Below are 21,364 nucleotides of genomic sequence, written 5' to 3'. Positions count from 1 at the left end.
TGGAGTGCTGCGGCGGCTGGAAGTTATTTCCTGCCTGCCGTTCGATGCCGGTTAAATGCGCCGCGCATGTATCTGGTGGATTTCACGAAAACAGCGCCTTGTTTCAGTTTGGGCTGATCCGGAAACATTTGCATGCAAACGAGAATGAGGGCGAAGTGCTGCTTTCGCCGGCGGGATATTACCCCCGGCCGCGCCGGGCCGCGTGGCCTTCGCGCGAACGCCGCCGCGGGGCGGCGTCGCCGGCAATGCCGTCTTCGCTGACCGTCTTGCGCGGTGGCAGTTTCACCGCCGCCGAAAGTTTCGGGAACGGGTCGACCTTGTTCGGCAGCGCCATGGCGTAAACGAAGTGCTCCTGGAATTTCGGCTCCAGCGCGGTCTCGATCTTCTCGATCCGGCTCACCGTTTCCTCGATCTCGCGGCGATAGCCGCGGTTCAAAAGCGCCATGCGCGCGCCGGCACCGGCGGCATTGCCGACGGCCGAGACCTTGTCGAGATCGCAGTCGGGGATCAGTCCCAGCACCATGGCGTATTTCGGATCGATGAAGGAGCCGAAGGCGCCGGCGAAGTGGATGCGGTCGACATGATCGGTGTGCTGCTTTTCCATCAACAGCTTGGTGCCGGCATAAAGCGCAGCCTTGGCGAGTTGGATGGCGCGCACGTCGGTCTGGGTGATGGTGATCCTGGGCTCGCCCTCCTTCAGCACGTAGGAGAAGGTGCGGCCATTCGCGGTGACCCGCGGCGAGCGGGCGGAGAGCCCGCCATCGACGACGCCGTCCTCGGAGATGATGCCGGCCAGATACATTTCGGCGACCACCTCGATGATGCCGGAGCCGCAGATACCAGTGACGCCGGTTGCCTGGACACTGTCGAGAAAGCCGGGCTCGTCGGACCACAATTCCGAGCCGATGACGCGGTATTTCGGCTCTAGCGTATCGGGATCGATGCGCACGCGCTCGATGGCGCCGGGCGCGGCGCGCTGGCCGCCGGAGATTTCCGCGCCCTCAAAGGCCGGACCGGTGGGCGAGGAGGCCGCCACGACCCGCTGGCGATTGCCGAGCACGATCTCGGCATTGGTGCCGACATCGACGATCAGCATCATCTCGTCCTGGCGGTGCGGGCCTTCCGACAGCGTCACCGCAGCCGCGTCGGCGCCGACATGGCCGGCGATGCAAGGTAACATGTAGAGCCTGGCACCCTGGTTGAGCTTCAGGCCGATATCCGACGCCTTGATGTGCACGGCGCCCGAGACGGCCAGCGCGAAGGGCGCGCCGCCGAGCTCGGTCGGGTCGATGCCGAGGAACAGATGGTGCATGATCGGATTGCCGACGAAGACGGAATCCAGGATGTCGTTGCGCTGGACGTTGCCTTCCGCGCAAACCTTATCGACGAGACCAGAGATCGCCTCGCGCACCGCGACCGTCATGCCTTCGCGACCGTCCGGGTTCATCATCACATAGGAAACGCGGCTCATCAGATCCTCGCCGAAGCGGATCTGGGGGTTCGACGTGCCCGACGAGGCGGCGACGCGGCCCGACAGCAGTGAGACCAGATGCATGGCGATGGTGGTCGAGCCGATATCGCAGGCAAGCCCGTAGGCCTCGTTCTTGAGGCCGGGCCACAAAGAGATGACCCGCGCGGTCTCACTTTCGGCATCCTTGTGGATGGCGGCGGTCGCGGTCCAGTTGCCTTTGCGCAAGATGCCTTGCACCTGCGGCAGCAGATGGACGTCGAAATCGAGGCTCTTGAGTCCCCAGTCCTTCATCAGCGCGATCTTCAGGCGATCGAGATCGCCTAGCGGCTTGTGCATGTCGGGCTCTTCGATCTCGACATAGCACATGTGGATTGCCGAATCGCGGGCGATGACCCTGGTGTCGGCGTCCTTGCGGATGGTCTGCGCGTTGATGACCGTGTCCTGCGGCACGTCGACGACGAGATCGCCGAGGATCTGCGCCGAGCAGGACAGGCGGCGTCGTTCGGGAAGGCCGCGCACGCGTTCGTAGCGCTCCTCCTTGGCACCCTTGGGCGAGATGTGGTCGTTGGAAGAGACGATCTTATGCTTGGCGAAATTGCCTTCCTGCACCTCGACCTGGCAGCGCCCGCAAGTGGCGCGTCCGCCGCACACGCTCTCGACATAGACGCCGAGCTGGCGTGCGGCATCGAGCACCGGCGTGCCGACCGGAAACCGCCCGCGCTTGCCGGACGGCATGAACAGCACGAGCGGATCGGTGATGTTGGCAGGAGAGTTCACGATTGCGCGCTTATCCCCGGGCCATACGGGCTTCACGGCCGCCGCGCCGGCGGCCGCCATTGCCATTGCCTTCACCCGGCGTATTGACTTGCGTGGGCGCCGCGATCGCCTGGCCGCCTTCGGCCGGCTTGTAGTCCTTGTATGTCCTGATCCAGTTCGTGCAGTTCTCGTCGGTGCCGTTCAGCACATTGGCGCCGCGCACAGCTTCCATCTCCTGCGGCCGCACCGGGTTCATGATCGCCGAGGTCATGCCGGCGCCGATCACCATCGGGATGAAGGCGGCGTTGATGCCGTGGCGGTGCGGCAGGCCGAACGAGATGTTGGACAGGCCGCAGGTGGTGTTGACCTTGAGCTCTTCGCGCAGGCGGCGCAGGAGGGCAAAGACCTGCCGGCCGGCATCGCCCAGCGCGCCGATCGGCATGACCAGCGGGTCGACGACCACATCGTGCGCCGGAATGCCGAAATCGGCGCAGCGCTCGACGATCTTCTTAGCGACCGCGAAGCGCACGTCCGGATCCATCGAAATGCCGGTCTCGTCATTGGAGATGGCGACCACCGGGACGTTGTATTTCTTGACCAGCGGCAGGATGGCCTCGAGCTTTTCCTCCTCGCCGGTGACGGAGTTGACCAGCGGCCGGCCCTTGGCGACCTTGAGCGCCGCCTCGATGGCGGCGGTCACCGAACTGTCGATCGACAGCGGCAGGTCGACCAGGCCCTGCACGATCTCCAGCGTCTGCACCAGCAGCGCTGGTTCGGTTGCGTTGGGATCGACGGCGGTAACGCCGGCATTGACGTCGAGCATGGTCGCGCCGCAGGCGGCCTGTTCCAGCGCGTCCCTGATGACGGTGTCGAAATTGCCCGCGATCATTTCAGCGGCGAGCTTCTTGCGCCCGGTCGGATTGATGCGTTCGCCGATCACGCAGAAGGGCTGGTCGAAGCCGATGATGATTTCTCGTGTCGCCGAGGCGACGATCGTCCGGGTCATGAAGTCTCTCCCTCGTGATATAAAGACTTCTTTATATCGTTTCTGATTTCGATCAAGCGAATGGTGGTCGTCCGCGCCATCAATGCGCGGTCTTGACCATATCCACTTGGGTTTCGGTGATCTCGTCGTGCAATATGTGGTCGAGCCGGTCGGCGACGAGCTGGTCGTCGCGGCGGATCTCGCGTTTCCAGGGCTGGCGGCCCTTCAGCACGCCCGATTCATCGACGATCTCGGCGACGTATTCCTCCTGGCGATAGGCCATAACATGGACGCCGGAGACGCCAGGAATTTCCTTCACCTCGTTGATGATGTCGATGCAGAGCTGCTTGCCTTCCTTCTTCTGATCCTGGGCGCCTTCCAGCCGCTTGACGATCGAATCGGGGATATGAATGCCCGGCACGTTGGACCGGATCCATTTGGCGGTCTTGGCCGAGGCCAGCGGGCCGACGCCGCACAGGATGAAGCATTTTTCCGTAAAACCGAGATCGCGGACCTGTTGCATGTAGGTGCGGAACATCGGCACGTCGAAGCAGTATTGGCTCTGCACGAATTGCGCGCCGGCGGCGATCTTCTTGCCCAGCCGGTAGGGGCGGAAATCGATCGGCGGCGCGAAAGGGTTGATCGCCGCGCCGAGGAAAAGCTGCGGCGGCGTCGTCAGCTTGCGGCCGGACAAGAACTTGCCGTTGTCGCGCATGATGCGGCAGGTTTCCAGGAGCGACATGCAGTCGAGATCGAATACCGGCTTGGCGCCGGGCTGGTCGCCGGCCTGCACGCCGTCGCCGGTCAGGCACAACATATTGGCGACGCCCATCGCCGCCCCGCCCAGCACGTCGCCCTGGATGGCGATGCGATTCCTGTCGCGGCAGGCGATCTGCATGATCGGGGCATAGCCCATGCGGGTCAGCAGCGCACAGATGCCAACCGACGACATGTGGCAGTTGGCGCCCGACGCGTCGACGGCGTTGATGGCGTCGACCCAGCCGTCGAAGATTTTCGCGCGGTTGTAGACGTCCTCCGGATCGGCGCTGTCGGGCGGGTTGAGTTCGGTGGTCACCGCGAACTCGCCGCGCCTAAGAACGCGCTCCAGCCGGCCGCGCGAGGTGTGGCCGGGCAGGGGATCGAGCGGCAGGTGGATGCCGGCCGGGTTCTCGTCGCGCTGGCGGCCGATCATGCCGATGCCCCGGTGTTCGTGGTATTCTGGGCCGCATTGCGGGCGGCTTCGCGCGCGGCGGCGGCCTGTGCGGTCACTCGCAGCCATGCCGAGGTCTCGCGCAGCGATTGGTCGACCGGCTTCTGCACGTCGAGGATCTTGTCGCCATGCTTCATGTTGCGCGAGCCTTCCCAGGCCTTGACCCAGACGCAGGGCATATCAGGCTCGACCTCGCAATTGCCGTTGGCGCGCACACCGCCGCAGGGGCCATTGCGCAATTGCTTGGGGCAATTCATCGGGCACGACATGCCGGTGGAGGAAAGGATGCATTGGCCGCACATGCGGCAGTCGAACATAAAACCCTTGACGCGTTTTTCGACGAATTTGATCGGGCCTTCGACGCGGCCGTAACCGATGCGCTTCCACAGCGGATGGAGGAGCAAAAACATGTCGGAGAACTTGGCGTAGAACCATTCGAGGAGTCGCGAGTGGCGGACGGACCACAGCCTGACCGCGAAGGAGCGCTGCACGCGCCGCTGCGGCGACACGTCGGCCGGCTTGTAGTCGGATTTCGGCGCTGCCTTCTTGACCAGAGTGGCCTGGGTAATCGCCGGGGTCGTTTCAGACATCTTCTTTCCCGCCCGCTTTAACCAGAGCGACCAGCCGTTCGCGGTCGTATTTCGCGTCGATGTCCTGAAGGGCTTTTTCGGCCTCGCCTTCAAGATCATCGCTGACCGGCACGGGGTCGCCCTTGCGCCATTCGGCCAGGTAGTCGTCGGTGCCGCCGGCGCCGGTGCGCATCGCACACATGTCGATCGCCTCGGTGAAACGCAGCGGCAATTCGCGCTTGGCGTTCTGCCGGCCTTTCTTGACGATGACCTGGGCGGGGATGTCGCGCCAGTAGACGACGATCAGATCGGCCATGAATTCCTACTCCCGTAGAGCGCCGTGCGTCCAATCGGAAAGGACGCTCTACTACTTTGGCTCAGCTGCATCGTACTTTTCCGGAGATCGATTCCGATCTTCGGGCCGATGCAGTGGTTCGGAGCATTGCCGGAAGCGCTGTTGGGCTGCTTGTTATGGGACGACGCGCGCGCATTCAAAAGCGACGCAATTGGAGGCCGCAAAAGGAAAGGTGAGAGTTTTCGATATTTGGCTTGGTTTGGATCAGCCGGTGCGACGATCAAAGCTGCCGACAAGCTTCCTGTGGAAGCGGATATAGCCTCGCTCGGTTGTTCGCAGGTGTTCGGCGACGATCTGATGGAAACGCGGCAGGCGGTGAAAGGGAACGGCCGGATAGGAATGGTGCTCGGAGTGGTACGGCATGTTCCACGCCACGAAGCGCACCAGCCGCGTGGTAAAGGTGGTGCGGGTGTTTTCGAGCATGTTGGCGACATGCGGGCAAAGCGCGTGCTCGGCCAACAAATAGGCCCGCAAGAAGGGCTGGCCGACGAGCACCGGCACAATCCAAACCCACAGCAGCAGCGACGACTGCACGGCCAGTGAGATCATCAGCAGCATCGCATAGGCGGTCAGGAATAAGCGTGCTTCCGAAATCACCTTGTCGCGACCCTTTTCCGGCACGAAGCCGTCGCGGTTGCGGCCGGCCGCGTTGACGACGATCACGCGCGCCATGCTGGTCCAGTAGGGGACGCCGGAGAGATAACGCAGGTACTGGACTATGGTCTCCGGTTTCGGCGCCATCAGTTCGGGGTCGTTGTCCGGATCATGCGTGTGGCGGTGGTGCGCGAAATGGAAATAGCGGAACCAGGCCGGCGGCAGCAGGATCAGGAAGCCGGTCACGGTGGCGATGGTCCGATTGAGCCACGCCGTCCTGAAGGCCGTTTCGTGGATGGTCTCGTGCAACAGCGTGAAGAAGAAGACGATCAGGACCCCCTGCGGCAGCATGAGAATGGGCCAGAACGGAATCCGGGCGGCGATCAGCACGCCCAGCACGACAACCAGCCCGCCGTGAACGGTCAGCCGGACAATGCCGGGCCTGTCCAGTTTGGCGGTGAGGTCGCGACGATCCTCGACCGAAAGGCTGGCGATGATGGTGCGGTGGTCGATTTCGCTCATACCGGCAAGCTTATCGCCGGGGCGCCGTCCGGTAAATCGGCGCTCGGTAACAGACGCAGGTTTTTACGCCGGTCCAGAAATAGAACCAGATCGTAGGATGACCACTGTTTCGAGGGCAGGCCCGGGATATGATATGGCAAGCTTGCCGGCTGCGCATCCCTGACCGCCTCGATGCTATCGCGTGAGAATGCCGCCTGCCGCAGCGCGTAGCTTGAAATCATATCGCCTGCCTCAGGCTTGCCGCGCACCTGCCGCAGCCGCCGCAAGCCAGGGATCGCGCGCTCAGCGCTTGAATTCAAGGATGTCGAGCTTCGATTCGTAATAGGGCGCCGGGAACTCGATGCGCCATTCGTTGGCGCTGTTGCGAAAGGTATAGCCGACCTGATCGCTTTGCGGGCCGCCGCCATAGGGTTTTGCAGGATCGTCGTTGACAGAAAGGGAGCCGAGATAGATCGAGCGCTTTTCGCCGTCGTCGAAGAAACGCCCCTTGGTGCGCTGCGAACCGGTGATTTTTTCCAGCATCCAGCCCGAACCGTCGTCGCTCACCTTGCACTTGAACCAGCCATAGATGACGAGCGGGCTCAGCCCGCCGGCCTTGATCGTACGGCACTGCCAGTTGCCGGTCAGGTCCTTGTCGGAAAACGAGACCAACGGCTTTGCCAGCAAGGCGTCGAGCTGCTTGACATCGGCGGCGTCGCCAGCCCTGGCTTCGTCAAGGGCTGCCTTGCGCGTCTCGTCGTATTTGTCGAGCCGCACCTTGTCGGCGGGCGTGATCAGCTTCTGCACCTCGCCATCGGCGAGCGCGGGCAGGGCGAAGCAGACAACGCCTGCGGCAATCAGGAGGCGAGCGATCATCCGTGCGTTTCCTGGTCGAAAGCTGGAACAGCCTGTTTTCTCGTTTGGCATACAACTTACCGTTCGCGGTGACATGTCATCCGTGCTTAACAGCGATCAGCTTAAAAATCGCGGTTTCGCCGATGCGGATCTTGCTTACGGGATCGTCAGGGTGGCTGGGCAGCGCGCTAGCGCCGCGCCTGCGGGCTCTTGGCCATGGCGTCATCGGTCTCGATCCCGCCCCGTCGGCGCAAACGCAGGTGATCGGCTCGGTCGCCGACCGTGATCTGGTCATGCGGACGATCAGGGAAAACCGCATCGAGGCGATCATCCACAGCGGCGCGCTGCACAAGCCTGACATCGAACACCAACGTAATGAGGATTTCATCGAGACGAATGTGCGCGGCACGCTCAACCTGCTCGACGCGGCGGTGGTATCAGGCGTTCAGCGCTTCGTCTTCACGTCGACGACCTCGCTGATGATCTCGAAAGCCATACGCGCAGGCTTGACCGGCGGTACGCGCAAGGCCGCCTGGCTGACGGAAGACGTGTCGCCCGAGCCGCGCAACATCTACGGCGTAACCAAGCTTTCGGCCGAGCATCTTTGCCGCCTCTATCACGCCCAGTCCGGACTGCCGGTGATCGTGCTGCGCACTGCGCGGTTCTTTCCTGAGGCAGACGACATGGCGCATGCGATCGAGCAGTCGGACGCCAACACCAAGGCCAATGAGCTGTTGTTCCGCCGGCTGACCGTGGAAGATGCCGCCGAGGCCCATGTCGCGGCGCTGGAGAAGGCGCCACGACTGGGCTTCGACATCTTCATCGTCTCGGCGCCAACGCCGTTCCGGCCCGATGATTGCGAGGCATTGATTGCCGATGCATCGTCCGTCGTCGCGCACTATTTTCCGGAATTTCCGGCGCTCTATGCGCGAAAGGGCTGGACGATGTTTTCCTCGATCGACCGTGTCTACGACGCCTCGCGGGCGCGGGACAGGCTGGGCTTCGTCTGCAAGACAAGCTTTGCCGATGTGATTGCCGCGCTCGCAGCGGACGAAGGGGCCGCCTGATCGAACCGTCAGGCGTGTGCCGCGGCGCTGGCCAGCTCCGTCGTCAGGTCGCCATAGCCGGTCGAGCGGCGCTCATAGGCGAGGCCGAGCATTCTTGCGGCCTTCTCGGCGACCTTGTCGAGTTCCGGGTCGTCGGTCTGGGCGATGTAGACCAGCTTCTCGTAATTCCCGAAATAGTCCTTGATCAGCTCCGGATGCCTGTCGAGGCCGAGCGGCTTCATGAAGAAGGCGTCGAACTGCCGGCACAGGAAATCGGTCATGTAGAACGACATCATGTCGTCGTCGGCGACCTTAGCATAGGCGTCCATGCCCTGGTAGAAGGCAAAGCAGTGCGGCCCGGCCATGCGCTCGACGCCATGCTTCTCGCAGACGCGGTCAAGCAGGCCGCCGGTGCCGCAATCGGCGTAGCCGACGAAGATGTTTCTATAGCCGTCTGCCTTGCCCTTTTCGATTGCCTTGTCCATGGCTGGCGCGATGCGGTCCGGGTAGAAATGGAATTCCGCCGGCAGGCAGGTTAGGTCGAGATGGTCGAGCCCCAACTGCTCCTTGACGGCCAGAACTTCGCGCGCAATCATCCCGCAGGCGATGACAAGCAGCCTGTCGCATTGATCTGGTTGTAGCTTTCGCGCAATGCTCATGGAACCAGTCTAACCGATTTTCGTTGCTGTCCCACGAATCTATCTGTTGAGGGAGATACCATTCATGAAACCGCTACGCATTGCTCCGATCGCCATTCTCGCTTGCGCCCTGGCACTTTCGGCCTGCGCCAACACCGTCCGTGGCGTCGGCAGGGACGTCAAATCGACAGCCAACGCGGTTGAGGACACGGTCGAGAACCCCTGATCCGCAGTCTCGCCAAAGCGCATTGCTCTCAAGATAGTTCAAGCGATGCGTATTAAGTCCTTGTAACATCTGGGAACGAGAAAGTCGTGCTGCAAGGCGCGGATCGGATTATGGTCCATGCCGAATTCGCCCAGACGAGGCCGAAGCGCGGACGTCGTGTCCGCTTATTGCAGTTATTTTCGTTGGGGCGGGCACGAAAAGTTGACTTTTCGAGCGGGGGATATGCCGTTAATCTTTCCCTGTACCCTCAACAACGAAGCTAGGAGCCATAGGATGAAGACCGCTCTCTTAGTTGTCGCCGCTCTGGGCCTTTCGGTGTCCGGCGCCGCAGCGGAATGTGTTGGCCACACTAAAACGACGGCTTCCGTAGATCAGCAAACCAAAGCTGCAAGCGTAGATCAGCAGACCAAAGTCGCAAGCGTCGCGAATACGCCGACAACTGCCGAAACGCCGATCCTGAAAAAGGAAGAGGCGAAAGAATCAGAATAGGCGCTTCAACCCGCCCGATCCTACCATAAGCACTCTAGCCGCTAGCGCCGGAGGCTGTCATCGCGGCAGCCAGCGAGGTTGAGCCGTCTACTAACGGTGTCGTTCTTTGGCGTGACACTGGATGCCGAAGGCCAGTCGAGTGGCTGGCAGCATGCGCAATGGTTGCGGCCATGCAACTGGCGTTAATGCAACAAACACCTAACAGCGTACAGGCCTGGGTGGCGGTGTCGTACAGAAATTCGTAAAAAGGGGCCGGCGCGACGAACGCCGACCCTTCTCAGGCAGTAAGAGCGCTGGGTTTTAGCGTGTCAGGTTCCGACGCCCGTTCCCTCGTTGCAGGTGCCGAGCGGCGAGGCTTCCAACGCGGCGCACAGGCCGGTAAAACGCCCGGTGACCCAGCCACCAATCGCCAGGATCGCAAGTATCGCTGCTGCGGCAATGATGCCGACAAGGATCGAATATTCGACCATGGCAGCGCCTGAATCGTCTTGGCAAAACTGCCGGGCCGTCGTCATGAGTGTGTCCATGGAGTTCCCCTTTTAGACCCGACGTGTCGACGTCGGTCCAGCAAAATGCGCGGGAGCTAATGCAATAGCATCATTCGAACGAGGGACTAGAGCCCGCCTAGAACCCAATTCTGATAAACTGCGGGCAGCCAGTCACCGCATAGCTTGGCGTCGTGAATGTCCCCACGCCCGTGAAATAATGGCAGATGAACCCGTCCGTTGGATCCTTTTCGTCGTGGTAGAGAACTGCGGTCGACGTAATCAGCAACCCGCCAATCGCCCCCGCCGCTAGAACTGTCAGCACCCCCAGAGAGACGACTGCTTTCCGCATTTTTTAGCCCGTGACTCGCCTCAACGCATTTGGTGCCGATTGGAGTCCAGACGCGGCCAAGGTCGGCTTTAGGTGGCGCCTGCCAAGCCAACGGCTATTCTAAAGCCGATCCGCCCGCGCCTCATGGCGGGAGTGCAGGTTTTAACCTCACCGATCGAAACCGACTTCATCACAATGAACGGCGACAATCTCAAAGAGTCAGGGCATGACCGGCGCATCGGAATTCTGCTGGATCGAATAGATGTGTTGGCTGGGAAATAGCACAATTAGGCGCTCCGCGAAGGTAATCGCTGAGGCCGAGTGCGCCGAACGCGCCGCAAAGACGGCAAGATTGAAATCGCTTCGCATGGCAACTCAGGGTGACCTGAAGGTTTCGTTTCCGGAGGAGCTCGATTGCTCGCTGCTTGTCGCGGCACTGACTCAAGGCGAATCATCGGGCCAACCTTTCAACCGTCTCACTGATGGCTTTGGCAAGGGCTTCGCCTTCATGGACAGACTCGGAACCGAATAGCACAAACTGCTTCCTTGCTCGGCAACACCCCGGCTGGGCGGGTCTGTTCAATAGTCATGCGAACCAGTTTGAGGGCGGCCCAGGCCGCTGCGGAAGTTCTCTTGGACTCTATGCTAGCCACCATGTCACGCAGCGGCTTGTTGCGCTTCTGGGGCCGGTATTTCTCCACCCGCCTGGTTCTCGCGTACCCGCTTTCGCACTGTAGCGGTGATCGCCACCACGTCACCAATACCCCTATGCCCCGCGCCATGAAATTGAGTCTGGAGCGCGCTAGGGTCGGTCAAGATGTTGCTAATATGCAGGACAACGCTCTTCGCTCTAGCGGGGGCCGGCCCAGCGGCTTGGTTGCGAGGGGGACTGGCAGCTGGAGGCCGCTGGGCCTTGACCACCAGCGAGCTTAAGAGGAGGCGCTGTGCTGGCTGACCAAAACTTGCGCTCAAGGCAACGGAATAGCATCATTCGAACGAACACTGTTCGTCAGTATGTTCCTCATGCCGAACATTGGGGGCGCTCAATCTGCTCAGCCGCAGGCCAGCGGACGATGAGCAGCCGCATTTTGCCGCCATGTCGAGAGGCTGACGGAATCTATTGTTCGGTCGGCAGCGGCTCATGGTCGAGGAGCAGCACCTCGCCAAGGTCCCGCTTGTCGAACGTCTGGCCACAAACGGGGCAGGTAGAACAGCCCGACAGCCAATCGGGGGTGACCAGCGGGCCGCCGGGCCTAACCAGTGGGCAATTGGGTCCGTTCGCCGGGAGCCGGGCCTATCCCCGCGCTTAGCCCCCACTGCAGAGCGGACCCGATCGGCCCCGCTCGGAGGAGGAGCGCGGGCTTCTCCTTGTCGGTCCGATGCGCCAGATTAGGGACGGCCGGCGCCGCTTTGGGGGGCGTTGGGATAGATTGCCTTGTAGGGCGCCGGCCAGGCGGCGTTGGGGTCTGCCGCACGAATTAGCTGACAGAGGTTGGGACCGTGGGCATGGCGTGATCGTGGAAGTACCGTGCGTCCAATGGCTAGCCGGCCGGCGCCATGCCGACGGCAATGCCTATGCCGATCGAGAATCCAGTGGCGAGCTTGCCGCCGAGGTCAATGGGACAAAGGCGCCGAGGGCACCGCGCCAGTCCCTCGGGAAATTGGCTAAAAAGCTCAGGCCGACGCGCGGACGTTGTGCTTGCGCTTCATGAAGTCCTTGGCGGTCTCGACCGCCACGGCCGCGTCGCGGCAATACGCGTCGGCGCCGACGGCTTTGCCGAATTCCTCGTTGAGTGGCGCGCCGCCGACCAGCACGACATAGTCGTCGCGGATGCCCTTTTCCTTCATCGTGTCGATGACGACCTTCATATAGGGCATGGTCGTCGTCAGCAGCGCCGACATGCCGATGATGTCAGGCTGGTGCTGTTCGATGGCGTCGAGATATTTTTCCACCGCATTGTTGATGCCGAGGTCGATGACGTCGAAGCCGGCGCCTTCCATCATCATGCCGACGAGGTTCTTGCCGATGTCGTGGATGTCGCCCTTGACGGTGCCGATCACCATCTTGCCCTGCTTCGGTGCGCCGGTGGCGGCGAGCAGCGGACGCAGGATGAACATGCCCGCCTTCATTGCATTGGCGGACAACAGCACTTCCGGCACGAACAGGATGCCGTCGCGAAAATCCTCGCCGACGATGCGCATGCCCTCGACCAGCGCCTCGGTCAGCACCTTGTAGGGCGCCCAGCCGCGCTCGAGCAGGATTTGCGTCCCTTCCTCGATTTCTTCCTTCAGTCCGTCATAAAGGTCGTCGTGCATCTGCTGCACGAGCTCGTCGTCGGAAAGCTCGGAAAGGATGATCTCGTCGTCGGCCATTTTTAATCCAGCTCCTTGCCGCACGGATACAGTTGCGGGGCCCCAATATCACGTCAATACCTAACCCGCTACAGGCTTGCGTCCATAGCTGATTTGCGACTTCCCGCAAAAGGAAAGCGACTGCAAATCTATTGGAATTCTTGTCGATTTTGCGACAGGCGTTGGCGCTGGCGGGCCGTTTCGAATAGGGTGCATGGCTACGATCCGGCCAGAAGCCGCGATATGCGGCCGTAAGAATCAGGCCAGAACAAAGTCAGGGAAGGACGATCATGAGTGAGAACGCGCCGGTCGACCAGGAAGCGTCAAACGCGCGGCGCGGACGCGCCGCCAGCGGTGGTGCCGCTGCCCGCCGGGCAGCGCGCTCGGGTGGCGGCCCCGGCACCCAGCTCACCTACATCAAGCGCAAGATCAACGTTTATGAGGTGCTGGACGAGGAAGGGCTGGCGCTGATCGAGAAGAACACCGACACGGTGCTCGAAGAGATCGGCATCATCTTTCGCGACGACGCCGAGGCGCTGCAGCTGTGGAAAGAGGCCGGTGCCGACGTCAAGGGCGAGCGCGTGCATTTCCCGAAGGGGCTCTGCCGCTCACTTTTGAAAACCGCGCCATCCGTCTATACCCAGCATGCCCGCAATGCCGAACGTTCGGTGCAGATCGGTGGCAACGCCACCGTCTTCGCGCCGGTCTACGGCCCGCCCTTCGTGCGCGACCTCGATGGCGTCAGGCGCTATGCGACGATCGAGGATTTCCGGAATTTCGTGAAGCTCGCCTATATGGCGCCGTCGATCCATCATTCGGGCGGCACGGTGTGCGAGCCAGTCGACGTGCCGGTCAACAAGCGCCATCTGGACATGATCTACAGCCACATCAAATATTCGGACAAGCCGTTTATGGGCTCGGTCACCGCGCCCGAGCGCGCCGAAGACACGGTGGCGATGGCCAAGATCGTGTTCGGCGACGATTTCGTCGAAAACAACACGGTGCTAACCAGCCTGATCAACGCCAATTCGCCGATGGTGTTCGACGAGACCATGCTGGGTGCGCTGAAAGTCTATTCGCGTCACAACCAGGCCTGCATCGTCACGCCGTTCATTCTCGCCGGCGCAATGAGCCCGGTGACGGTCGCCGGCACGCTGACCCAGGTTCTGGCCGAAGTACTGGCCGGCGCGTCGTTCACGCAGCTGATCCGGCCGGGCGCGCCGGTGCTGTTCGGCACCTTCGCCTCGTCGATTTCGATGCAGTCGGGCGCGCCGACCTTCGGCACGCCGGAGCCGTCGCTGGTTTCCTATGGCGCGGCGCAGCTCGCCCGCCGGCTCGGCCTGCCGTTCCGCACCGGCGGCTCGCTCTGCGCTTCGAAGATACCGGACGCGCAGGCGGCCTATGAGAGCGCCAACACGCTGAACTCAACGATTCTCGCCGGCACCAATTTCGTGCTGCATTCGGCCGGCTGGCTCGAAGGCGGACTCGCCTCCTGCTACGAAAAATTCATGATGGACATCGACCAGCTCGGCATGACGCAGAAATTCTCCGAAGGCGTCGACCTGTCGGAGAACGGCCAGGCGATGGACGCCATCCGCCAGGTCGGCCCGGGCAGCCACTATCTCGGCTGTGACCACACCCAGGCCAATTTCCAGACCGCCTTCTACCGTTCCAACATCGCCGACAACAATTCTTACGAGCAGTGGCTGGCCGAGGGCGAAAAAACCGCACCGCAGCGCGCCAACGAACTCGCCCGCCGCTGGCTGGAAAGCTACGAGGCGCCGCATCTCGATCAGGGTATCGACGATGGGCTGAAGGAGTTCATCGCCAGGAAGAAAGCGTCGATGGCTGACGCCTTCACCTGAAAGGAGCCCGAGTCAGGCGGGGCTAAAGTCGCCAACATCATCCATAAGGAAGTCTGGCGGAGCGCCTTCTCCGACCCGGACAGGAAGGGATGATCCTCGCGCGCAGCATGATCGAAACCATCGCGGCAGCGCTTTCCGCTCACGGTCTCACCTTGCGCGGCGGTTTCAATTTTGCAGGCGGCGAGGAGACCCCTTCCGGTCTCTCTGGCGGTGCCGCCAGATCCGTGCTGCTGGTGGGGCAGGCGGGCGCCGCGCCATGGCCGCATTTCCTGCGCTGGAAAGAAACCCAATCACAGGCCGTCGCCAATCCGCTCGATACATGGTCTCGCGAAGTGATCGGCGGGGTGGCGAACGACTTCGGCGCGCGTGCCGTGTCTCCGTCCGACAGACCGTATCTGCCGTTCCAGCAATGGGCGATGCGGTCGGAGGGGTTGCGGCCGTCGCCGCTCGGCATCCTCATGCATCCGCAATACGGACTCTGGCACGCCTATCGCGGCGCGCTGCTGTTCGAGGTCGAAATAGCGCTTCACGAACCCCGCGGCGTGATTCACCTTTGCGACACATGTGTCGACAAACCTTGCCTGAAATCCTGTCCCGTCAGCGCGTATTCTGCGGATGGTTTCGCGTATGAAACTTGTCTGGCGCATGTGCGTGGGCAAAGCGGCGCGCCTTGCCGCACCGGCGGCTGTCTCGACCGCAACGCCTGTCCCTATGGTGCCGACTACCGCTATCCGCCACAGGTTCAGGCCTTTCATATGGCGGCGGTCGCGGGTCGGTAGCGTCGCCGAATGCCGCACGCGATCTTGAAAGAGGTTGCCTCATTGCGACTTGCCCTGTTGGCCTGCGTGGATATTGATCGCGCGACAATCAGAAGGGAGTGGGTGATGGCGAAGCGGGACATTCAGATCAAGACCAGCGACGGCTTGGCAAAAGCCGGGCTGTTCCGCTCGGCGGCCTCGGCCAAGGCCGCAATCATCCTCTATATGGACGCTTTTGGCCCGCGGCCGGCGCTCGACCAGATGGCGGAACGGCTTGCAGGCGATAATTACGCGGTATTGGTCCCGGACCTTTTCTACCGCAACGCGCCCTACGGCCCTTTCGAGGCCAAGACCGCCTTCAGCGACGAGAAGCGCAAAGCCGTCATCACGGGTCTCCTCAGCGGCACGACACAGGACATGACCATCCGCGACAGCGGCGCTTTCCTCGATGCGCTCGATGCCGAAGGCGTTACCGGACCGGTCGGCACCGTCGGCTATTGCATGGGCGGAGCGCGGGCGCTGAACGCCGCCGCGACCTATCCCGGCCGGATCGTTGCCGCGGCTAGTCTCCATGGCGGCAATCTGGCGAGCGATGCCGCCGACAGCCCGCACCGAAACGCTACGTCGATCAAGGCGCGGGTCTATGTCGGCACGGCGGGTGTTGACAGAAGTTTTCCGCCGGAGCAGTCGGCACGGCTGGTCGAAGCGCTGCGCACGGCTGAAGTCGACCATGTCATCGAGAACTATGCCGGCATGGCGCATGGCTGGTGCGTGCCGGACCACAGCGCCTTCGACGCAACGGGCGCCGAGCGCCACTCGAAGCGATTGGCGACGCTGTTCAGTGAAACGTTGGGCTAGCTCGTCGGGGCCGGCGACATAGTCTCGAAACATAGCTCCTGAATACCGGCGGCAGTCGTTTGATCAGGGGGCATGATGCGGGTTTCTCTCAGGAGCAAGATTCTAGGCCTTTGCCTGTTGACCAGTGCGATGGTCCAGCCAGCCTTTGCCGATCAAGCAAAATGTTCCTGCCGCAACCTGCGCAGCGTTCAGGAAGAACTGAAGAACGCCGAGTATGAGGCGATGTTCTTCGCCGATATGGCGGCGAAGCTCAAGGCGGTCGAGGATCCGCTGATCGAGGCGCACAAGAACCCGATCCATCCCGATTCAGACGTTAACATCCAAGACCGATCGTCCAGGGCGCGCGCCGACGTCATGCGCACGTTCAAGCTTCCTCACAACCCGGCCTACGGCTACTCGGGTCCTTTGACGGTGGACATGAAGTTTGGCAGCTGCGAGCAGAAGCCGGCCGATCTAGAGGCACTGCGCGCCGGCTCGCAGTGCAAGGAAATCGCGGACATCACGTTGGCTCACGAGGCCGCGCACAGGGAGAGATGCGCAAGGGAAACCGCTGCGGTCTATTGGGACAGGTTGCCCAGCCAGATCGCCGCCGAAGAAGCCGAACGCTATCGGGAGCAGGCCAACGCCATGCGGGCGCAGCTCAAGCGCATCGTGGATGAGGGGACAATCACCGTGGCAGCGAAGATGGAACCCCGCATCAAGGGTCCACAGTTCGATGTCACCTATTCCTTTGTGATGCCGTCGATCGAGATGGAGGGCAAGAGCTCGCCCGGGTCGGACAGTTGGACGGTGAACGGAAAGGGCAAACAATCCGGCAAGATCAAGAACGCGAAGATTGGCGGCATGACGTGCAAATCGAGCGGGCAACTCAACGACGACATCGATATGGCTCTGGATACGGATGGCTTTGTTATGAGCCTCAAGAGCAAGTCGAAAGGCAGGCCCGGCGACGTAAAGCTTCGCTGCATGGGCGGCTACGGCATGTCGATGCGTCCTCAAGGCGAAGTCGGCAGCGGCGAGGTGTTTGCAGCAGAACGCTTTGCGAGCGAGGCGGACATCTCGCAAGATGTCAGCACGATGCCGTTTGCCAAGATCGTGACACAGGGCGGCATGTCGGTCAGCGGCAAGCACACGGTCACCGTGCGCCTGGTCTGTCCCGGAGAGTGAGGAGCACCCATGGTTGGTGGTCTCGAAGGCGGTTTGTCCTTTTCTTTCCACCACCCCAAGGAATCGCCACTAGCCTTCGTCCAACAGGCAAATGATGGCGATGATGCTGGATGAAAGCGAAGCCTCCGACGCCGAGTTGATCGGGCGGGCGAAGGGCGGAGACAGGCGGGCTTTCGGCAAATTGCTCGAAAGGCACTATGATTTCGTCTATCGCGCCGCATATCGCTGGTGCGGGAAGAAGGCCGACGCCGAGGATATCGCCCAGGAAGTCTGCGTCCGGCTCGGCCGGGCGATCCGCGAATATCATGGCAGCGGCGCCTTCACCACCTGGCTCTACACCATGACGCTGAATGCGGCACGCGACGTGATGCGCAAGACGGTCCGCGAGACGATCAAGATCGAAGCCTACGGAGCTTACGAGCTGATCACGGGAGAAGCCCCGGCCGAGCCCGAAGATCCGGCCGAGGCGCTTTGGGCAGCGGTGCGGATGCTGCCGGACAAGCAGCGCGACGCGGTGCTGCTCGTCTATGGCGAAGGGCTCAGCCACGCAGCCGCCGCCGAGGCGATAGGCATCACGGAGACGACGGTTTCCTGGCACATCCATGAAGCGAAGAAACGGTTGAAGACGCTCATGCGTTCGGCCGGGGAAGTGTGATCATGGTCGACGACAACGAACTCAACAGACTGCGCGACATCGCAGCACCGGCACCGGGTACCGACGCGAAGGCGCGTGCCTTAGAGGCCGCCATGCGGGCTTACGACCTGGACGAAAAAACTTCACCTGCCGCCCAAGGATCGGCGAAAGGGCTTCGTCTCACAGAGCGAGCACAAAAGCTCTGGAGCGAAATCATGCAAAAGAAACTCTTCGCCACTCCGGCCATTGCCGCGCTCGTCGCCCTACCGATAGCCGGATACGCCACCATCTACATGCTGCAGGAGCAGCCATTCCATTCCGGTGGCGACGAGAAGATCACCGAAACGCTGGCCGACAAACCAGTGGCTAGGAAGAAAGCCGATGCCGACGCCGAAAGCCGCGACGCAGCCGAGGCGCTTGCGCCGGCATCGCCGCCGAAGCCAGAGTCGGCTGCCGCCGGCGGCCTGACAAGGCAAGGTGCGCTGACCAGCAATGCGCCTCCGCCGGCGCCGAGCGGCGAGTTCGCACAGGACGGCGGCGCAAGCGCCGCAGCGGTCAAGGGTATGGCCGGCACAACAGCCGAGTCCAAACTGATGGTACAACCGCCTATGCCGGCCGACCAGATGCCGTTGCCGGAGCAAAATCGCGACCGCGTCGAGGATTTTAGGACCAATCCGGTGCGTGCCGCGCTCGAAGACCCGGTCTCGACCTTTTCGATCGATGTCGACACCGCTTCCTATTCCTTCGTGCGGCGTTCGCTCAGGGAAGGTATTGTGCCGCGAGCCGACACCGTCCGCGTCGAGGAGATGATCAACTACTTCCCCTATGACTGGAAAGGACCGGACTCTGCCTCGACCCCGTTCAACTCGACCGTCAGCGTCATGCCGACGCCGTGGAACGAGCACACCAGGCTGATGCATGTCGCTATCAAGGGTTTCGACGCCAAGCCGGCCGAGCAGCCCAAAGCCAATCTGGTGTTTCTGATCGACGTGTCGGGCTCGATGAACGAGCAGGACAAGCTGCCGCTCTTGCAATCGGCCTTCCGGCTTCTGGTCAACAGGCTGAGGCCCGACGACACGGTTTCGATCGTCACTTATGCCGGTGATGCCGGCACCGTCCTCGAGCCGACGAAAGTTTTGGAGAAAGACAAGATCCTCAATGCCATCGACACTTTGACGCCCGGCGGCAGCACGGCCGGCGAGGCGGGCATCAAGGAAGCCTATCGGCTGGCGCAGAAATCCTTCGGCAACGACGGGATCAATCGCGTAATGCTGGCCACGGACGGCGATTTCAATGTCGGCCAGACCGACGACGACGATCTGAAGCGGTTGATCGAAAAAGAGCGCAAGATCGGGGTGTTTCTGTCGGTGTTCGGTTTCGGTCGCGGCAATTTGAACGATCAAATGATGCAGACCATCGCCCAGAACGGCAACGGCACCGCCGCCTATATCGACACTTTGGCCGAGGCCGAGAAGGTGCTGGTCGAGGATGCGTCCTCGACATTGTTCACCATCGCCAAGGACGTGAAGATCCAGGTCGAGTTCAATCCGAACAAGGTCTCGGAATACCGGCTGATCGGCTACGAGACCCGGGCCTTGAATCGCGAGGATTTCAACAACGACCGCGTCGATGCCGGCGAGATCGGCTCCGGCCATTCGGTCACCGCGATCTACGAGATCACGCCGAAGGGCAGCGGCGGCGAGCAGATCGATCAGTTGCGCTACGGCCAGGCTTCGGTGAACAATGGCGGCGTCGCCAACGCCGACGAATATGCCTTCGTGAAAATCCGCTACAAGCTGCCGAACGAGGATGCCTCGAAGCTGATCACCACGCCGGTGACATCAGCCAACGAAGTGGCTGATTTCGACCAGGCCAGCACCGACCAGCGGTTCTCCATTGCCGTCGCTGCCTTCGGCCAGAAGCTGCGCGACGAGGATGCGACCGCGAAGTTCGGCTATGACAAGATCATGGAGATTGCCACTGCCGCCCGGGGAGCCGACCCGTTTGGGTACCGGTCCGAGTTCCTCTCGCTGGTGCGCCTTGCCTCGGCGCTTGGCGGTAACCGGTAATGGTGATGACCGTCCGATTTTCGTCAGATGGGATCGTTCGGATAGTGGAAACCGACCCACGGGCGGGTGAGGCAGGCCGGCAGGGAAACCTTACCGGCCTTTTTCAACATTTGTCAGGCGCGGCTGCGCCGGCGCTCGCGGCGGGCTTCGCTGGTCTCGACGGTGTTGACTGTGGCCTGCTTGTTGCGCATCGGGCCAATGCGCTCGACGATTTTTTCGATGCTCGGGCGATCCGACCGGGTATGCGCATCGAGCGCCTTGCGCATTGCGGCGAGGTGGGCGAACGAGGTGCCGCAGCAACCGCCGACGATCTTTGCGCCGGCATCGACGGCCAGCCTGACATAGTCGGCCATCAGCTCGGGCGTGCCGGAATAATGGATCTCGGCGCCGCGAAATTCCGGAATGCCGCAATTGCCCTTGACGATCACCGTGGCCTCCGGCTTCGCCTCGGTCATGTCGAGCAGCGAAGCGAGGATGTCGGAGGCGCCGACGCCGCAGTTGGCGCCGACACCGAGCGGAGCCTGCGACAAGCCATCGGCGACGCCGTGGATGTCCTTCGGCAACAGCCCCATCATGGTGCGGCCGGCGGTGTCGAAGGAGCCGGTGTAGGTATAGGGCAAGCCGACGCGGATCGCGGCTTCGGCTGCGGCGCGGATTTCGTCCGGCGCCGACATGGTCTCGATCCAGGCGACTTCGGCGCCGCCGGCTTTCAGGCCCTCGATCTGTTCGGCAAAGGCCTCGACCGCCTCGTCATAGGTCATCGCGCCGAGCGGCACCAGCAACTCGCCGGTCGGGCCGACCGAGCCCGCCACGATGACCTTGCGGCCGGCTCTATCGGCGACAGCGCGGGCGATCTCGGCGGCGCGCTTGTTCAGCGCATGCACGCGGCCTTGCGCATGGTGCAGCTTCAGCCGGTGGCGGGTGCCGCCGAAGGAGTTGGTCAGGATGATGTCAGCGCCAGCATCGACGAAGTTCTGATGCAGACTGGTGATGGTGTCCGGCGCCGTCTCGTTCAGCAACTCTGGAGCCTCGCCGGCCTCTAGCCCCATGGCGAACAGATTGGTGCCGGTGGCGCCATCGGCAAGCAGAACGCCCTTCTCAGCAAGCAGCGCGTCAATTGGATTGGTCATTGGAAATACGCCTTCCGGGG

21 protein-coding genes are annotated in these 21,364 nt (G+C 62.2%); 9 read left to right on the top strand and 12 right to left on the bottom strand.

Annotated elements, in window-relative coordinates:
* Positions 1 to 178: 178 nt before the first annotated feature.
* The 8 genes from ACWUKX_RS04715 to ACWUKX_RS04680 all read right to left on the bottom strand — a co-directional run bounded on the left by ACWUKX_RS04715 (position 179) and on the right by ACWUKX_RS04680 (position 7,317).
* On the bottom strand, positions 179 to 2,308 hold the full coding sequence (locus ACWUKX_RS04715; RefSeq protein ID WP_095521907.1) for an ASKHA domain-containing protein: 2,130 nt from the start codon (positions 2,306 to 2,308) through the stop codon (positions 179 to 181).
* Positions 2,259 to 3,233, bottom strand: a complete 975-nt coding sequence (locus tag ACWUKX_RS04710) for a methyltetrahydrofolate cobalamin methyltransferase (RefSeq protein ID WP_127209057.1) — start codon at positions 3,231 to 3,233, stop codon at positions 2,259 to 2,261. Before ACWUKX_RS04710 ends, ACWUKX_RS04715 begins: the two co-directional genes overlap by 50 nt.
* A 79-nt stretch (positions 3,234 to 3,312) precedes the next feature.
* Positions 3,313 to 4,404, bottom strand: a complete 1,092-nt coding sequence (locus tag ACWUKX_RS04705) for a methylenetetrahydrofolate reductase (RefSeq protein WP_029351936.1) — start codon at positions 4,402 to 4,404, stop codon at positions 3,313 to 3,315.
* Positions 4,401 to 5,012, bottom strand: a complete 612-nt coding sequence (locus ACWUKX_RS04700) for a methylenetetrahydrofolate reductase C-terminal domain-containing protein (protein ID WP_095521909.1) — start codon at positions 5,010 to 5,012, stop codon at positions 4,401 to 4,403. Before ACWUKX_RS04700 ends, ACWUKX_RS04705 begins: the two co-directional genes overlap by 4 nt.
* Entirely contained in the window at positions 5,005 to 5,307 is a 303-nt protein-coding gene (locus ACWUKX_RS04695) for a virulence factor (protein ID WP_456004372.1), read from the bottom strand. Before ACWUKX_RS04695 ends, ACWUKX_RS04700 begins: the two co-directional genes overlap by 8 nt.
* A gap of 243 nt (positions 5,308 to 5,550) precedes the next feature.
* Positions 5,551 to 6,462, bottom strand: coding sequence for a fatty acid desaturase (locus ACWUKX_RS04690; protein ID WP_456004369.1), 912 nt, complete (start codon positions 6,460 to 6,462; stop codon positions 5,551 to 5,553).
* Positions 6,459 to 6,728 (bottom strand): hypothetical protein, encoded by a 270-nt coding sequence (locus ACWUKX_RS04685; RefSeq protein WP_456004366.1) that lies wholly within the window; start codon positions 6,726 to 6,728, stop codon positions 6,459 to 6,461. Before ACWUKX_RS04685 ends, ACWUKX_RS04690 begins: the two co-directional genes overlap by 4 nt.
* 16 nt (positions 6,729 to 6,744) lie before the next feature.
* Positions 6,745 to 7,317 carry a DUF4893 domain-containing protein gene (locus ACWUKX_RS04680; RefSeq protein ID WP_192362827.1) on the bottom strand — a complete coding sequence of 191 codons (573 nt, stop codon included), beginning with the start codon at positions 7,315 to 7,317 and terminating at the stop codon, positions 6,745 to 6,747.
* 122 nt (positions 7,318 to 7,439) lie between these two features.
* Here ACWUKX_RS04680 and ACWUKX_RS04675 point away from each other — a divergent pair, with 122 nt between their 5' ends.
* Positions 7,440 to 8,363, top strand: a complete 924-nt coding sequence (locus tag ACWUKX_RS04675) for an NAD-dependent epimerase/dehydratase family protein (RefSeq protein WP_456004363.1) — start codon at positions 7,440 to 7,442, stop codon at positions 8,361 to 8,363.
* 8 nt (positions 8,364 to 8,371) lie between these two features.
* Here the strand turns inward: ACWUKX_RS04675 and ACWUKX_RS04670 are convergent, their stop codons facing one another.
* Entirely contained in the window at positions 8,372 to 9,001 is a 630-nt protein-coding gene (locus tag ACWUKX_RS04670; protein WP_456004360.1) for a DUF1638 domain-containing protein, read from the bottom strand.
* 64 nt (positions 9,002 to 9,065) lie between these two features.
* Between ACWUKX_RS04670 and ACWUKX_RS04665 the strand changes: the two genes are divergently transcribed.
* Together ACWUKX_RS04665 and ACWUKX_RS04660 are read left to right on the top strand one after the other, a co-directional pair.
* Positions 9,066 to 9,206, top strand: a complete 141-nt coding sequence (locus ACWUKX_RS04665; protein WP_023798937.1) for an entericidin A/B family lipoprotein — start codon at positions 9,066 to 9,068, stop codon at positions 9,204 to 9,206.
* Between the two features lie 273 nt (positions 9,207 to 9,479).
* The gene (locus ACWUKX_RS04660; RefSeq protein WP_029351924.1) at positions 9,480 to 9,695 is read left to right on the top strand and encodes a hypothetical protein; all 216 of its coding nucleotides are present in this window, start codon (positions 9,480 to 9,482) and stop codon (positions 9,693 to 9,695) included.
* Between the two features lie 308 nt (positions 9,696 to 10,003).
* Here the strand turns inward: ACWUKX_RS04660 and ACWUKX_RS04655 are convergent, their stop codons facing one another.
* On the bottom strand, positions 10,004 to 10,222 hold the full coding sequence (locus tag ACWUKX_RS04655) for a Flp family type IVb pilin (RefSeq protein ID WP_029351922.1): 219 nt from the start codon (positions 10,220 to 10,222) through the stop codon (positions 10,004 to 10,006).
* A gap of 1,963 nt (positions 10,223 to 12,185) precedes the next feature.
* Positions 12,186 to 12,884 (bottom strand): corrinoid protein, encoded by a 699-nt coding sequence (locus ACWUKX_RS04650; RefSeq protein ID WP_008876431.1) that lies wholly within the window; start codon positions 12,882 to 12,884, stop codon positions 12,186 to 12,188.
* A gap of 269 nt (positions 12,885 to 13,153) precedes the next feature.
* Between ACWUKX_RS04650 and ACWUKX_RS04645 the strand changes: the two genes are divergently transcribed.
* The 6 genes from ACWUKX_RS04645 to ACWUKX_RS04620 all read left to right on the top strand — a co-directional run bounded on the left by ACWUKX_RS04645 (position 13,154) and on the right by ACWUKX_RS04620 (position 20,214).
* On the top strand, positions 13,154 to 14,728 hold the full coding sequence (locus ACWUKX_RS04645) for a trimethylamine methyltransferase family protein (protein WP_236386362.1): 1,575 nt from the start codon (positions 13,154 to 13,156) through the stop codon (positions 14,726 to 14,728).
* Positions 14,729 to 14,817: 89 nt separating this feature from the next.
* A complete protein-coding gene (locus ACWUKX_RS04640) occupies positions 14,818 to 15,507 on the top strand; it encodes a hypothetical protein (RefSeq protein WP_456004356.1) in 690 nt (229 codons plus the stop codon).
* A 105-nt stretch (positions 15,508 to 15,612) separates the two neighbouring features.
* A complete protein-coding gene (locus ACWUKX_RS04635) occupies positions 15,613 to 16,344 on the top strand; it encodes a dienelactone hydrolase family protein (protein ID WP_456004353.1) in 732 nt (243 codons plus the stop codon).
* A 237-nt stretch (positions 16,345 to 16,581) separates the two neighbouring features.
* On the top strand, positions 16,582 to 17,511 hold the full coding sequence (locus ACWUKX_RS04630) for a hypothetical protein (protein WP_456004350.1): 930 nt from the start codon (positions 16,582 to 16,584) through the stop codon (positions 17,509 to 17,511).
* Positions 17,512 to 17,605: 94 nt separating this feature from the next.
* A complete protein-coding gene (locus tag ACWUKX_RS04625) occupies positions 17,606 to 18,166 on the top strand; it encodes an RNA polymerase sigma factor (protein WP_456004347.1) in 561 nt (186 codons plus the stop codon).
* A gap of 2 nt (positions 18,167 to 18,168) precedes the next feature.
* Complete coding sequence (locus ACWUKX_RS04620; RefSeq protein WP_456004344.1) at positions 18,169 to 20,214, top strand: YfbK domain-containing protein; 2,046 nt, start codon at positions 18,169 to 18,171, stop codon at positions 20,212 to 20,214.
* Between the two features lie 113 nt (positions 20,215 to 20,327).
* Here ACWUKX_RS04620 and bmt read toward each other — a convergent pair whose 3' ends face one another.
* The gene (bmt, locus tag ACWUKX_RS04615) at positions 20,328 to 21,344 is read right to left on the bottom strand and encodes a betaine--homocysteine S-methyltransferase (RefSeq protein WP_456004342.1); all 1,017 of its coding nucleotides are present in this window, start codon (positions 21,342 to 21,344) and stop codon (positions 20,328 to 20,330) included.
* Positions 21,345 to 21,364: the final 20 nt, after the last annotated feature.

The sequence above is a fragment of the Mesorhizobium sp. f-mel genome, assembly GCF_053850215.1.
Note: the sequence above shows the minus strand (reverse complement) of the source record. Positions and strands in the feature narration are given on the sequence as shown.